This window comes from Saccharomonospora halophila 8 (genome assembly GCF_000383775.1).
In the GTDB taxonomy this organism is placed as follows: domain Bacteria; phylum Actinomycetota; class Actinomycetes; order Mycobacteriales; family Pseudonocardiaceae; genus Saccharomonospora; species Saccharomonospora halophila.
The window spans coordinates 60,774-74,454 of sequence record NZ_KB912488.1; the positions used below are offsets into that span (position 1 = coordinate 60,774).

9 protein-coding genes and 1 pseudogene are annotated in these 13,681 nt (G+C 67.1%); 5 read left to right on the forward strand and 5 right to left on the reverse strand.

Translation table 11 applies throughout. From position 1 onward, the window contains the following. Positions 1-70: 70 nt before the first annotated feature. Entirely contained in the window at positions 71-541 is a 471-nt protein-coding gene (gene rpsG / locus SACHA_RS0102995; protein ID WP_019807094.1) for a 30S ribosomal protein S7, read from the reverse strand. Continuing rightward, a complete protein-coding gene (gene rpsL, locus SACHA_RS0103000; protein ID WP_026453576.1) occupies positions 541-915 on the reverse strand; it encodes a 30S ribosomal protein S12 in 375 nt (124 codons plus the stop codon). Before rpsL ends, rpsG begins: the two co-directional genes overlap by 1 nt. Before the next feature lie 402 nt (positions 916-1,317). Between rpsL and SACHA_RS0103005 the strand changes: the two genes are divergently transcribed. From SACHA_RS0103005 to SACHA_RS0103025, 5 genes are all read left to right on the forward strand, one after another. Next, entirely contained in the window at positions 1,318-1,899 is a 582-nt protein-coding gene (locus SACHA_RS0103005) for a YbaB/EbfC family nucleoid-associated protein (protein ID WP_019807096.1), read from the forward strand. Positions 1,900-1,942: 43 nt separating this feature from the next. Further along, positions 1,943-2,764, forward strand: coding sequence for a hypothetical protein (locus tag SACHA_RS0103010; RefSeq protein WP_019807098.1), 822 nt, complete (start codon positions 1,943-1,945; stop codon positions 2,762-2,764). An 18-nt stretch (positions 2,765-2,782) separates the two neighbouring features. Next, positions 2,783-3,112 (forward strand): hypothetical protein, encoded by a 330-nt coding sequence (locus tag SACHA_RS0103015; RefSeq protein WP_007023252.1) that lies wholly within the window; start codon positions 2,783-2,785, stop codon positions 3,110-3,112. An 11-nt stretch (positions 3,113-3,123) separates the two neighbouring features. Beyond that, positions 3,124-4,263 carry a WXG100 family type VII secretion target gene (locus tag SACHA_RS0103020; RefSeq protein WP_019807100.1) on the forward strand — a complete coding sequence of 380 codons (1,140 nt, stop codon included), beginning with the start codon at positions 3,124-3,126 and terminating at the stop codon, positions 4,261-4,263. Positions 4,264-4,345: 82 nt separating this feature from the next. Continuing rightward, positions 4,346-4,966: a hypothetical protein gene (locus tag SACHA_RS0103025; protein WP_020628587.1), complete on the forward strand. Its 621-nt coding sequence runs from the start codon at positions 4,346-4,348 to the stop codon at positions 4,964-4,966. Between the two features lie 93 nt (positions 4,967-5,059). Here the strand turns inward: SACHA_RS0103025 and SACHA_RS0103030 are convergent, their stop codons facing one another. The 3 genes and pseudogenes from SACHA_RS0103030 to SACHA_RS20005 all read right to left on the reverse strand — a co-directional run. Then, positions 5,060-8,971 carry a DNA-directed RNA polymerase subunit beta' gene (locus SACHA_RS0103030; protein ID WP_019807103.1) on the reverse strand — a complete coding sequence of 1,304 codons (3,912 nt, stop codon included), beginning with the start codon at positions 8,969-8,971 and terminating at the stop codon, positions 5,060-5,062. Positions 8,972-9,090: 119 nt separating this feature from the next. Continuing rightward, positions 9,091-12,582 carry a DNA-directed RNA polymerase subunit beta gene (gene rpoB / locus SACHA_RS0103035; protein WP_019807105.1) on the reverse strand — a complete coding sequence of 1,164 codons (3,492 nt, stop codon included), beginning with the start codon at positions 12,580-12,582 and terminating at the stop codon, positions 9,091-9,093. A gap of 309 nt (positions 12,583-12,891) precedes the next feature. Next, positions 12,892-13,681, reverse strand: a pseudogene (locus SACHA_RS20005) (hypothetical protein); the annotation flags it as partial.

Genomic DNA, 13,681 nt, shown 5'->3' on the forward strand with positions numbered 1-13,681 from the left:
TGGAACCCGGCATTGGCGCGGTCAAACGGACCGGGCGACCGTGTCCGACGGTTCACTGCGATGTTCGGGCTCACCAACGGTAGTGAGCGAAGGCCTTGTTCGACTCGGCCATCTTGTGGGTGTCCTCGCGGCGCTTCACGCTGGCCCCGAGGCCGTTGCTCGCGTCGAGCAGCTCGTTCTGCAGGCGCTCGATCATCGTCTTCTCACGGCGCTGCCGCGAGTAGGTGACGAGCCAGCGCAGCGCGAGAGTGGTCGACCGGCCCGGCTTGACCTCGATGGGCACCTGGTAGGTGGCACCACCGACGCGGCGGCTCTTCACCTCGAGGGTGGGCTTCACGTTGTCGAGCGCACGCTTGAGGGTGACGACCGGGTCGGTACCGGTCTTCTCCCGGGCGCCCTCAAGCGCGCCGTAGACGATGCGCTCGGCCACCGAACGCTTCCCGTCCCGCAACACCTTGTTCACCAACTGGGTGACGAGCGGAGATGCGTACACCGGGTCGGAGGTCAGTGGCCGCTTCGGGGCCGGACCCTTGCGGGGCATTAGCTCTTCTCCTTCTTCGCGCCGTACCGGCTGCGCGCCTGCTTGCGGTTCTTCACGCCCTGCGTGTCGAGCGAACCGCGGATGATCTTGTAGCGAACACCCGGAAGGTCCTTCACACGGCCGCCACGCACGAGCACCATCGAGTGTTCCTGCAGGTTGTGGCCCTCACCGGGAATGTAGGCCGTGACCTCGATGCCGTTGCTCAGCTTCACACGGGCGACCTTGCGCAGTGCGGAGTTCGGCTTCTTGGGCGTGGTGGTGTACACGCGCGTGCACACACCGCGACGCTGCGGGCTCCCCTTGAGCGCCGCCGTCTTCTGAGCGGCAGCCTTGTCCTGGCGGCCCTTGCGGACCAGCTGCTGGATCGTGGGCAATGGACCAGCTTTCTGTTGCGTCCTACTTAGCTCTACTGTGCTCCCCGGTACCCGCGGTCGGGCGTGTCGGCCCGTCTTGCGGATCATTGAGATCCGTCAACGTCCCCTCGGGGTTGCCGTGGAAACCCGCGCCACCTCCGCCACCGGGGCACCCGAAGCACCCCGCCGTGACCTGAAGGCACACGGAGGGCCCGACACCTGCCGGGCACGGTCGTCAAAGATACCCGCCCATGCTCAGAGCTACCACATCGGGGGTCGCTGAGACCCTCGATGCGAGCCCGGCGGACGTCTTTTCCTCACCAGTTTACCCCATCCCACACCGGAACGGGGGCCGCGTGGTCCATGATTGGTCGCGCAACGTGTCCAACCACCTACGCGGTTCCATCCATCGGGGAGGCAGGAGTGTCCGCCGAGTTCGAGCAGCTCGTCGCCCAGTTCGAACAGTTCCAGTCCAAGATCAGTAACGTCGACGACCAGCTCGCCAATGTCGGGCAGATGCAGACCGAGCTCGCCGACCTCGAGGCGACCGCGAGCTCGGCCGACCGCGCGATCACCGTGGTCGCCGGCCCCGGTGGGTCGGTCAAGGACATCCAACTCACCGACAAGGCGCTGACCCGGTCCCCGCAGGAGTTGTCGTCGTCGATCATGTCGACGCTGCAGGAGGCCGTCGCCGAGGCCGCGCGCAAGCAGGCGACGATCGTCGACGGGCACATGGGCGGGGAACTGAACACCACCGACCAGGTGATCGAGACACAGGCACAGCTGTTCGGCACCTCCCCCGAGGACCTGCGTGCGCGGATGGAGGAAGCCCGCCCCGCACGGCCGGCCCCGCCCGAGGAGGAGATCCACGAGGACTACTCCCAGCAGGACCTCTTCGGCGGCGACGAGGACGACCGCCCGGCCCGGCCCGCACCGCCGCCCGCGGACGACGGCGGTTCCGCCGGCGACGACTTCCTGCGAAACCTCTTCGACGACGAACGCTGAGCGGGGCAGATCACCACCGCACAACGAAAGCACGGTAAACCGCATGACGTTCGAAGAGACACTTCCGGCGATCGTGGTCCTCGGTTACGCGCTGGTGGTCGGCCTGGGCCTACTCGGCAGCCGGATCCGGCCCAGGACCGTCCCGGTCGAGACGGGCGATCAGCCCGCCGCGGAGACCGGGGACGAACCCGAAACGCCGGCCACAATCGCCCCGGCCCCGGACGACCGGGACCCGGGTAGACGCCGTCTCGCCGCCACATGTACGACGCTGGCCTGGGTGCTCGGAGTCGCGGTCACGATCACCTGGCTCTACGCCGCTGTCGGCATCGAAGGCATCATCACGATCGTACTGGTGCTGGTCGTGATTCCGTTTGTCGTGACCTTCGGCGGAATGCTGATCGGCGCCGCTCGGAAACGCCGTTCCGGGGGGCCGGTCGATCCCATCTGGCCGCAGCTACTGCTCGGCGGTGGCGGACTGGTGTTCCTCGTGATCGCCGTGAACCTGGTGGTCAACAGCGCCGCCTACTTCTTCGACTACGGCGAACGGGTCGCGCTTCGCATCACCAGCAGCTTTTCCGGCAATTCCTCGCGCAACACGGTCAGCGGTACCTACGAACTCGGAGGAAGCGAGCACTACGCCGATCAGATCTGGTGGTTGGGTGGCGCAGTACCCGAACCCGGGACCGTGGTCGATCTCGCCATCGGGCCGTGGTGGCCCTACCCCTTCCTGACCTCGACGCTGGACGCCGCCCTGTGGATGGTCATCGCCGCGGTGCTGACAGTGCCCGGGGCACTGCTCGCCGTCGCCGCCTTCCGTGCACGATCGGACTCGTCCCGCGAGACGACGGCATCAGCCAACACGTGACACAACGAAGGAGTTTCCATGACCGGTTTCGTCGTCGATGACGAGGACCTCCGCCGCTACGCGGACAAATTGTCGAACCAGCGAGAACGAGCCACGGCGATCGGTGGGCTGGTGGACACGGTCGACGTCGGGGATGAATCGTGGGGAGTCGTCGGACTTTTCGTGAAGAGCGAGTACTCGGAGATGCTGGCGGATCTCAAGGAGTTGTTCGGTCAACTCGACCAGGGGCTGCAGAGCGGAGCTGAGAAGTTCAAGCAGGCCGCGGAGGGCTACCGGCGCAACGAGGAAGGGATCAGAGATCTGCTGAACGGTATTGCGCTGCAGTTCGACGAGCAGAAGACCGTCTGACGGGGGCAGAAGTGGCGGAACAGAAACACACGGCCGGAGGCATCGAGGTCACCACCGGGGACAAGTCCACCGGTACCCAGGCTCTGGAATCCATACCGGTACTGGGCAACGCGGTCAAGGCGGCCGGTGCGGCAGAGAAACTGACCGACGGTGATGTGACGCGAAGCGAGATACAAGCGCTCCAGGGCGAAGCGTCCGGTTTCATCCAGTCCTGCGCCGGTACCGCGATGGGAATAGCTACCGACCCGATCGGCTGGCTGGTCGGGCAGGGGCTCAATTTCTTGATCAGCGTGGTCGGGCCGATCCAGGACGCCATTCACTGGGTGAGCGGTGACGGCCCGGCACTCTCGCAGGCGGCGGAAAACTTCAACGAGATCGGAAAAGGTCTCACGGAACTGCGCGACAAGTTCCGGGAGGACCTCGAGTCCTCGCTGTCGAACTGGGGAGGGGACGCCTCGGAAGCCGCCGGGACCAAGCTCGGCGAATTCGCCAAGGGAATCGATGGCGTGGCGGGACAAGCTGGAGAGATCGCGCAGTTGCTCCAGATGTCGAGCATGGTGATGACCGTGATCGAGGACTTCATCAAGGCGATCCTCACCGAGCTCGTCACCTGGCTGATCATGATCTGGATACCCGCGCTGGCAGCCGCGGTACCCACGGCAGGAGCCTCGACCGCCGCAGCCGGAGCGAGCACCACCGCGCGGGTGGCCACCACCGGTTCTCGGGTAGCTCGGATGGTCGCACGGTTGCGCAAGTTGCTCGACGACTTTCTGAACTTCCTGCGTTCCCTGCGCAATCGGGCCAGCAATTTCCGGGACGGCTTCCGGCGCGCCATGGAAGCCAAACGGACACGCGCCACCCAGGCCGACGACAATCTCGCCGACGCATCGAAAATGCCGTGGAAACAGCCCATGGACAAACTCCGCGGTACCGACGGCATGATCGGCGAACGGGTACAACAAGGGTTCTGGCAGTCGATGGGAAGTGCGGCCGGCGACACCGCAGCCGCTCAGGTCGGTGCCGGTGTCGGAACCAACGCCGGGGCCGACAAGGTCCTGCGTAACCAGTCCAACCTGTCGAAGGGTGCCGAATACGACCGGACCGGCGACGATCAGTCAGCCGCCGAGACCGGGGACTATCTCGATATCTGAGTCGGGCGCACCCCCAACTCGAAACGGGGGGACCCGACGGGCGGCCGACCAGCATCCTCCGGTGACACACGAGGAAGGCACGATGACACCCTCAACCTGGCTTCCGGACCATCCACTCGGCTGGGTTCTCCTCGCCGTGCTCGGTTTCGCGCTGGGCTTGTGGGCATACCTGAGGCTGTCCGCCGCGCTGTTCACACTCGTGGGTGCGCGGAGACTCGCGCGGGAGCGCGGCTGGCTGGTGAAAGTCGGACGATCGGCCTACGGCGACCACGATGACCTCGGCTGGAATGGTACCGCGCCACCCGACACCACCCTGGAGATCCTCGGACAACACCACGGGCGGTCCTTTCACGTCCGAGAACGTCGCGTCCGTGTCACGCGCACCAGTGGGCATCCCGGGGAGCCCTCCTATGCCTGGCGGTACGACTACGTGGCGACTCTGGCGACCACCGCTCGTCCCTCCGCGGAGTATGTTCCGGAGCAGCCGGCCGGGTCGCGCAGTGACCAACGGTTGGCCCTGTATCCGACGTTCCTGAATTGGGAGTCGGACATTTTCGCGGTTCTCGACTCGGCTGAGCGCCTACCGGAGCACGGTCTTCGCAGCGGTTCGGGCCTGCGCTCGGTCGAGTACCGAGGGAGACGGCTGACCAGGAAACGGTTGTTCGCCGACCTGGACATGCTCCTCGGGCCGGTGCACGGCTGAGCAGGTAAGCAGCGTCGCGACCCCGAGATACGAAGAGGGGCCCCGCCAACACCGGGCGGGGCCCCTCTTCGCGTTCGACGTGAGCCGGCGACCTCAGCGGAAGTCGCGGCCGAAGTCGTAGTCGTCCAGCGGGACCGCGGCACCGGTGCCGGTGCCGAACACGTCCGGGGTGTAGTAGCCGTCGTCGTAGGACGGGATCGCGTAGGCCGCGACCCGGGCCTCCTCGGTCGGCTGCACCTGGATGTTGCGGTACCGGTTGATGCCCGTGCCCGCCGGGATCAGCTTACCGATGATCACGTTCTCCTTCAGGCCCACCAGCGAGTCGCTGCGGCCGTTGATGGCCGCGTCAGTGAGCACGCGGGTGGTCTCCTGGAAGGAGGCCGCCGACAGCCACGAGTCCGTGGTCAGCGACGCCTTCGTGATGCCCATCAGCACCGGACGCCCGGAGGCGGGCTCGCCGCCCTCGGCCACCGCCTGCCGGTTGGTCTGCTCGAAGCGGGTGCGCTCGGGCAGCTCGCCGGGCAGGAACTCGGTCGTGCCGGAGTCGATGATCGTCACGCGGCGCAGCATCTGCCGGACGATGACCTCGATGTGCTTGTCGTGGATCGACACGCCCTGCGCCCGGTACACCTTCTGGACCTCGTCCACCAGGTGCATCTGGGCGTCCCGCGGGCCCATGACCCGCAACACCTCGTGCGGGTCCGGGGTGCCTTCCAGCAGCGGCTGTCCGACGCCCACGTGATCGCCGTCCGCGAGTGGGCCGTTCGGACCCAGCGCGAGACGCTGGCGCTTCGACAGCTTGTCGAAGACGATCTCCTCGCTGCCGTCGTCCGGGATGAGCGTGATCTTCCAGAACCGCTCGCTCTCCTCGATGCGCACCCGGCCGTCGACGTCGGCGATCGGCGCCTTGCCCCGCGGCACGCGGGCCTCGAACAGCTCCGTGACACGCGGCAGACCCGTGGTGATGTCGTCACCGGCGACACCGCCCTGGTGGAAGGTCCGCATGGTCAGCTGCGTCCCGGGCTCACCGATCGACTGGGCGGCGACGATACCGACGGCCTCGCCGACGTCCACGAGCTTGCCGGTCGCCATCGAACGGCCGTAGCAGGTGGCGCACACGCCCATCGAGGACTCGCAGGTGAGCACGCTGCGCACCTTCACCTTGCCGATGCCCGCCGAGATCAGCCGCTCGATCGCCGGGTCGCCGAGGTCGTCCCCTGCGTTGAGGACCACGTTGCCCTGCCCGTCCACCGCGTCGGCGGCGAGGCTCCGGGCGTAGACGCTGGTCTCCACGTGCTCGGCGCGCACCAGACGGTCGTCCGGCAGCCGGTCGGCGATCGTCATCGTGATGCCGCGACCGGTGCCGCAGTCGACCTCCCGCACGATGACGTCCTGCGAGACATCCACCAGACGACGGGTGAGGTACCCGGAGTCGGCGGTCCGCAACGCGGTGTCGGCCAGGCCCTTCCGGGCACCGTGGGTGGCGATGAAGTACTCGGCCACGGACAGGCCCTCGCGGAAGTTCGCCTTGATCGGCCGCGGGATGTACTCACCCTTCGGGTTGGACACCAGACCACGCATCCCGGCCAGTGACCGGACCTGGGTCATATTGCCCGCCGCCCCGGACTTCACGATCATCGAGATCGGGTTGTCGTCCGGGAAGTGTTCCTCCATCGCCTGTGCGACGTCCTCGGTGGCCTGGCCCCACACCTTGACGAGCTCGTTGTTGCGCTCGGTGTGCGACAGCTGACCACGCTGGTAGCGCTTCTCCACCTGCGCCGCCCTGGCCTCGAACTGCTCCAGCAGGTCCTGCTTCTCCGGCGGCACGAGCACATCCGAGATCGCCACCGTGACACCCGAGCGGGTGGCCCAGTGGAACCCGGCGTCCTTGAGGCCGTCGAGCGTCTGGGCGACCTGCGTCATCGAGTAGCGCTCGGCGAGGTCGTTGACGATCGCGCCCTGCTGCTTCTTGGACAGCGTCTGGTTGATGAACGGGTAGTCCGCGGGCAGCAGGTTGTTGAACATCACCCGGCCGAGGGTGGTCTCGGCGACCCAGGACTGCCCGGGCTCCCAGCCGTTCTCCTTCAGCGTCGGCTCGACGTCCCGGCCCGGCTGCCGGTCCCGGATACGGATCTTGACCGGGGCGTGCAGGCTGAGTTCCTTGAGGTCGTAGGCCATGATCGCCTCGGACGACGAGGAGTAGGCCTGCCCGGCACCCGTGGCGTTCTCGTCCGACCTCGTCAGGTGGTAGAGGCCGGTGACCATGTCCAGTCGCGGCATCGCCAGCGGACGGCCGGAGGCCGGCGAGAGGATGTTGTTCGCCGACAGCATCAGGATGCGGGCCTCGGCCTGCGCCTCCGCGGACAGCGGGAGGTGCACGGCCATCTGGTCACCGTCGAAGTCGGCGTTGAACGCCTCGCACACCAGCGGGTGCAGCTGGATCGCCTTGCCCTCGACCAGCTGCGGCTCGAACGCCTGGATACCCAGACGGTGCAGCGTCGGAGCACGGTTGAGCATCACGGGGTGGCCGCTGATGACCTCTTCCAGCACGTCCCACACCTGCGGGCGGGCCCGCTCCACCATGCGCTTGGCGGACTTGATGTTCTGCGCGTGGTTGAGGTCGACCAGCCGCTTCATCACGAACGGCTTGAACAGCTCCAGCGCCATGTCCTTCGGCAGGCCGCACTGGTGCAGCTTGAGCTGCGGGCCGACGATGATGACCGACCGGCCGGAGTAGTCGACGCGCTTGCCGAGCAGGTTCTGCCGGAACCGGCCCTGCTTGCCCTTGAGCAGGTCGGACAGCGACTTCAGCGGACGGTTGCCCGGCCCGGTGACCGGACGCCCGCGGCGGCCGTTGTCGAACAGCGCATCCACGGCCTCCTGCAGCATCCGCTTCTCGTTGTTGACGATGATCTCGGGGGCGCCAAGGTCGATCAGTCGCTTGAGGCGGTTGTTGCGGTTGATGACCCGGCGGTACAGGTCGTTGAGGTCCGAGGTGGCGAACCGCCCGCCGTCGAGCTGCACCATCGGGCGCAGCTCCGGCGGGATCACCGGAACGGCGTCGAGCACCATGCCACGCGGGTCGTTGCCGGTGGACTGGAACGCGGCGACGACCTTCAGCCGCTTCAGCGCACGCAGCTTCTTCTGGCCCTTGCCGTTGCGGATGACCTCGCGCAGCGACTCGGCCTCGGCGTCGACGTCGAACTCGGTCGCCAGCTTCTGGATCGCCTCGGCGCCCATGCCGCCGGTGAAGTACTCGCCGTAGCGGTCGTAGAGCTCGCGGTAGAGCTGCTCGTCCACGATGAGCTGACGCGGTTCCAGCTTCGTGAACGTCGACCAGACCTCTTCGAGCCGGTCCAGCTCACGCTGGGCACGGTCGCGGATCTGGCGCATCTCGCGTTCGCCGCCCTCCTTGACCTTGCGGCGGACGTCCGACTTGGCGCCCTCACCCTCCAGCTCGGCGAGGTCGGCCTCCAGCTTCTGCGCGCGCTGCTCGATCTCGGAGTCCCGACGGGCCTCGATGTTCTTCCGCTCGACGCTGATCTCGTTCTCCAGCGTCGGCAGGTCGTTGTGCCGCAGGTCGGTGTTCACGCTGGTGACCACGTACGCCGCGAAGTAGATGATCTTTTCGAGATCCTTCGGCGCGAGGTCGAGCAGGTACCCGAGGCGCGAGGGCACGCCCTTGAAGTACCAGATGTGCGTGACCGGTGCGGCGAGCTCGATATGGCCCATGCGCTCGCGGCGGACCTTCGCGCGGGTCACCTCGACACCACAGCGCTCGCAGATGATGCCCTTGAAGCGGACCCGCTTGTACTTACCGCAGTAGCACTCCCAGTCGCGGGTGGGCCCGAAGATCTTCTCGCAGAAGAGCCCGTCCTTCTCCGGCTTGAGCGTGCGGTAGTTGATGGTCTCCGGCTTTTTCACCTCACCGAACGACCACTGGCGGATGTCGTCGGCGGTGGCGAGGCCGATCCGGAGCTCATCGAAGAAATTGACGTCCAGCACGTTCTTGCATCCCCTTGGGATCTTCTCGAGGGTCCGGGGCAACTGCTCCCCGATCCCCGGCGGCTAGAGGGGTTCGGCTACCCGGTGGGGAGGGTGGCCCTCCCCACCGGGCGGCTGGGTCATTGCACGACGTCGTCCACGGAGGGCGACTCGTTGCGGGACAGGTTGATGCCGAGGTTGGCGGCGGCGCGCTCCAGGTCCTCGTCGTCGGAGTCACGCATCTCGATGGCGGCCCCGTCGCTGGAGAGCACCTCGACGTTCAGGCACAGCGACTGCAGCTCCTTCAGCAGCACCTTGAACGACTCGGGGATGCCCGGCGACGGCATGTTCTCGCCCTTGACGACGGCCTCGTACACCTTCACGCGGCCGAGCACGTCGTCGGACTTGATGGTGAGCAGTTCCTGCAGCGTGTAGGCCGCGCCGTAGGCCTGCATCGCCCAGCACTCCATCTCACCGAAGCGCTGACCACCGAACTGCGCCTTACCACCCAGCGGCTGCTGGGTGATCATCGAGTACGGACCGGTGGACCGCGCGTGGATCTTGTCGTCCACCATGTGGTGCAGCTTCAGGGTGTACATGTAGCCCACCGCGACCGGGTACGGGAACGGCTCGCCCGTGCGGCCGTCCAGCAGGACGGCCTTGCCGTCCTCCCGGACCATCCGCTCGCCGTCCCGGTTCGGCTTGGTGGAGGCGAGCAGCCCGGTGAGCTCCTCCTCGCGGGCACCGTCGAACACCGGGGTGGCGGTGTTCGTGTTGGGCTCCACGTCGTACAGCTCCTCCGGGAGCTTGGCCGCCCACTCGGGGTTGCCCTCGATCTTCCATCCCTGGGAGGCGAGCCATCCGAGGTGCAGTTCGAGGATCTGCCCGATGTTCATCCGGCGTGGCACACCGTGCGTGTTGAGCACGACGTCGAGCGGGGTGCCGTCCTCCATGAACGGCATGTCCTCGACCGGGAGGATCTTGCCGATGACGCCCTTGTTGCCGTGCCTGCCCGCGAGCTTGTCGCCGTCCTGGACCTTGCTCTTCTTGGCCACGTAGACGCGGACGAGCTCGTTCACGCCGGGCGGCAGCTCGTCGTCGTCCTCGCGGGAGAACACCCGGACGCCGATGACCTTGCCGGTCTCCCCGTGCGGCACCTTCAGCGAGGTGTCGCGGACCTCCCGCGCCTTCTCGCCGAAGATCGCCCGCAGCAGCCGCTCCTCCGGGGTCAGCTCGGTCTCACCCTTCGGGGTCACCTTGCCGACCAGGATGTCGCCGTCGCGGACCTCGGCACCGATCCGGACGATGCCGCGCTCGTCGAGATCGGCCAGCACGTCCTCGGAGACGTTCGGGATGTCCCGGGTGATCTCCTCGGCGCCGAGCTTGGTGTCCCGCGCGTCGGTCTCGTGCTCCTCGATGTGGATCGAGGTGAGCACGTCGTCCTGCACCAGACGCTGCGAGATGACGATGGCGTCCTCGTAGTTGTGGCCTTCCCACGGCATGATCCCCACGAGGAGGTTCTTGCCGAGAGCCATCTCGCCGTCCTCGGTGGACGGGCCGTCCGCGATGACCTGGCCCTTCTCCACCCGGTCACCCTCGTTGACCACCGGGCGGTGGTTGAAGCAGGTGCCCGCGTTCGTCCGGCGGAACTTGTAGAGCCCGTAGGTCTTGCGCTCGCCGTCGTCCTGCATGACCGTGACCAGGTCGGCCGACAGTTCCTCGACCACACCCGCCTGCTCGGCCACGATCACGTCACCCGCATCCACCGCGGCGGTGAGCTCGACGCCGGTGCCGACCATCGGCGACTCGTTACGCAGCAGCGGCACCGCCTGACGCTGCATGTTCGCGCCCATCAGCGCGCGGTTGGCGTCGTCGTGCTCGAGGAACGGGATCATGCCCGTGGCGACGGAGACCATCTGCCGCGGCGAGACGTCCATGTAGTCGATGTCGAGCGGGTCGATCAGCTCGACGTCGCCGCCCTTCCGCCGCCCGAGGACCTTCTCCTCGGTGAAGGACCCGTCGTCGTTCAGCGGCGCGTTGGCCTGCGCCTTGACGTAGCGGTCCTCCTCGTCGGCGGTGAGGTAGTCGATCTCGTCGGTGACCCGGCCCTCGACGACCCGGCGGTACGGGGTCTCGATGAAGCCGAACGGGTTGACCCGGCCGTAGGAGCACAGCGAGCCGATCAGGCCGATGTTCGGGCCTTCCGGCGTCTCGATCGGGCACATCCTGCCGTAGTGGCTGGGATGCACGTCGCGGACGTCCATGCCCGCGCGCTCCCGGGAGAGACCACCGGGGCCGAGCGCGTTGAGCCGGCGCTTGTGCGTCAGCCCGGACAGCGGGTTGCCCTGATCCATGAACTGCGAGAGCTGCGAGGTGCCGAAGAACTCGCGGATCGCGGCGACGACCGGGCGGATGTTGATCAGGGTCTGCGGCGTGATCGCCTCGACGTCCTGGGTGGTCATCCGCTCGCGGACCACGCGCTCCATGCGGGAGAGGCCGACCCGGATCTGGTTCTGGATCAGTTCGCCGACGGTGCGCAGACGGCGGTTGCCGAAGTGGTCGATGTCGTCGGTCTCGACGGGCACCTCGGTCTCGCCCTCACCCATCGTCTCCTCGCCGGCGTGCAGCCGGACGAGGTACTCGATGGTGGTGACGATGTCCTCTTCGGTGAGGGTGCCGCTGTCGTACGGCAGCTGGAGGCCGAGCTTCTTGTTGACCTTGTAGCGGCCGACCTTGGCGAGGTCGTAGCGCTTGTCCTTGAAGAAGAGGTTCTCCAGCAGCGTCTGGGCGCTCTCCTTCGTCGGCGGCTCACCGGGGCGCAGCTTGCGGTAGATGTCCAGCAGCGCCTCGTCGGTGCCCGCCGTGTGGTCCTTCTCCAGGGTCGCGAGCAGCGTCTCGGAGAAGGAGAACCGCTCGCGGATCGCCTCGGTGCTCCAGCCGAGGGCCTTCAGCAGCACGGTCACCGGCTGCCTGCGCTTACGGTCGATGCGCACCCCGACGGTGTCCCGCTTGTCGACGTCGAACTCGAGCCACGCACCCCGGCTCGGAATGATCTTGACGCTGAAGACGTCCTTGTCCGTCGACTTGTCGATGGACTGGTCGTAATACACACCGGGGGACCGGACGACCTGCGAGACCACGACCCGCTCGGTGCCGTTGATGATGAACGTGCCCTTGTCGGTCATCACGGGGAAATCACCCATGAAGACCGTCTGGCTCTTGATCTCACCGGTGTTGTTGTTGACGAACTCGGCCGTGACGAACAACGGCGCCGCGTACGTCATGTCCTTGTCCTTGCACTCCTCGACGGAGGCCTTCACCTCGTCGAAGCGCGGGTCGGAGAAGGACAGCGACATCGAGCCCGAGAAGTCCTCGATCGGCGAGATCTCGCTGAGGACCTCCTCGAGACCGCCGCTCGGGTTCTCCTCACCCTCGTTGACCGCGCGTTCGAACCACGCTTCCGAGCCGGTGAACCACTCGAAGGAGCGAACCTGGATGTCGAGCAGGTTCGGCGTGTCGAGCGGCTCCCGGATCTTCCCGAATGAGACCCGCTTCGGTGCTCCTGGAATGCCCGTCGACGGTCGAATCGAGTTGGTCGCAGCAGTGGCCTGGTTCGCGGGAGAGACTGCCAAGATGCGTCCTTCCGGGGACATAGCTCTGGTTGATCAGCCGCGCTAGCAACTCGCAACGCGGGCTGTCAAGGGTGCGGTGTTGCCGACCATCCTAGCTACCGCATATGGGCAGCCTGAAAGTGGGCAGCGCAAACAAGCAGTCTAGCCCGGAACACGACGATTGTCGAGGGGGCACACCCGATCGGGGCCCAGCCTCGGTCAGCGTCGTCGGTTCGCCTCCCACGGGGGCGTTCCGCTGCCTGTAAGCGTGAACCCCCGCGGACGCTGAGTCAAGCGTCGATCGGCGGACGACACCCGTCCGACGCGCGGTCAGTTACCGCCGGTCGCGTCCCCGTTGCCGTCCGCACTGCCCTGTTCCTCCTGTTTCTGCTGGTCGGACGGCTGTTGCTGCGACGAGTCGCCGTCCTGTCCCGCTCCGGCATCACCCGGACGTGACTGGTCCCCGGGCTGTGACGGACCCGACTCACCGGAGGCGTCGGACTCCGGATTCATCGACTGACCCGCCGAGTAGGTGTCCATGTCGGCGATCTTCCAGGTGCCGTCGTGCTGTTCCGCCCGGAACCACATGGCCGAGCCCGCGGCCGAGGTCTGCTCGTTCCCCGTCCGGGTGGCGCTCTGGTCGAGATAGACCAGGACCCGGGCGGTGTCGTCCTGCAGCCGCACCACGGCGCTGCGCACCGCCGTCGTGGTGACGACGAGTTTCTGCTCGGGTGCCTTCTGCCGCACGTCGCGCATCATCGCCTCGTACGTGTTGCGCACGTCCCCGTTGACGAGCAACTCGTCCGCGGCCTTCCGGTTCTCGCCCAGGTTGTTGTGATCGAGGGAGAACAGACGCTCGGCCGCGTCGGTCACGGCCTCCTCGACCTCGGCCGTGGTCGCGACATCCACCAGAGCGGCGTTGTCGGTCGTCGCCGCGGCATCGCTGTAGCGCTGGGCGAACAGCACCGCCAGGGCGGAGAAGCCGACCGCGCACACGAGCAGGGCCACCGCGACGGGGTAACCGGCCTTGCGGCGCCCCGACCGGCCGGCCCGTGCCACCGGAACCGGCCCGTCCCCGAACCCGGTGTCCGGCGGGGGCGCGGTTGCGGCACTCGAGGTG

Coding starts and splice junctions, on each gene's coding strand:
- rpsG (WP_019807094.1), bottom strand. CDS start 541: ATGCCCCGCAAGGGTCCGGCCCCGAAGCGGCCACTGACCTCCGACCCG.
- SACHA_RS0103015 (WP_007023252.1), top strand. CDS start 2,783: ATGACCGGTTTCGTCGTCGATGACGAGGACCTCCGCCGCTACGCGGAC.
- SACHA_RS0103010 (WP_019807098.1), top strand. CDS start 1,943: ATGACGTTCGAAGAGACACTTCCGGCGATCGTGGTCCTCGGTTACGCG.
- SACHA_RS0103025 (WP_020628587.1), top strand. CDS start 4,346: ATGACACCCTCAACCTGGCTTCCGGACCATCCACTCGGCTGGGTTCTC.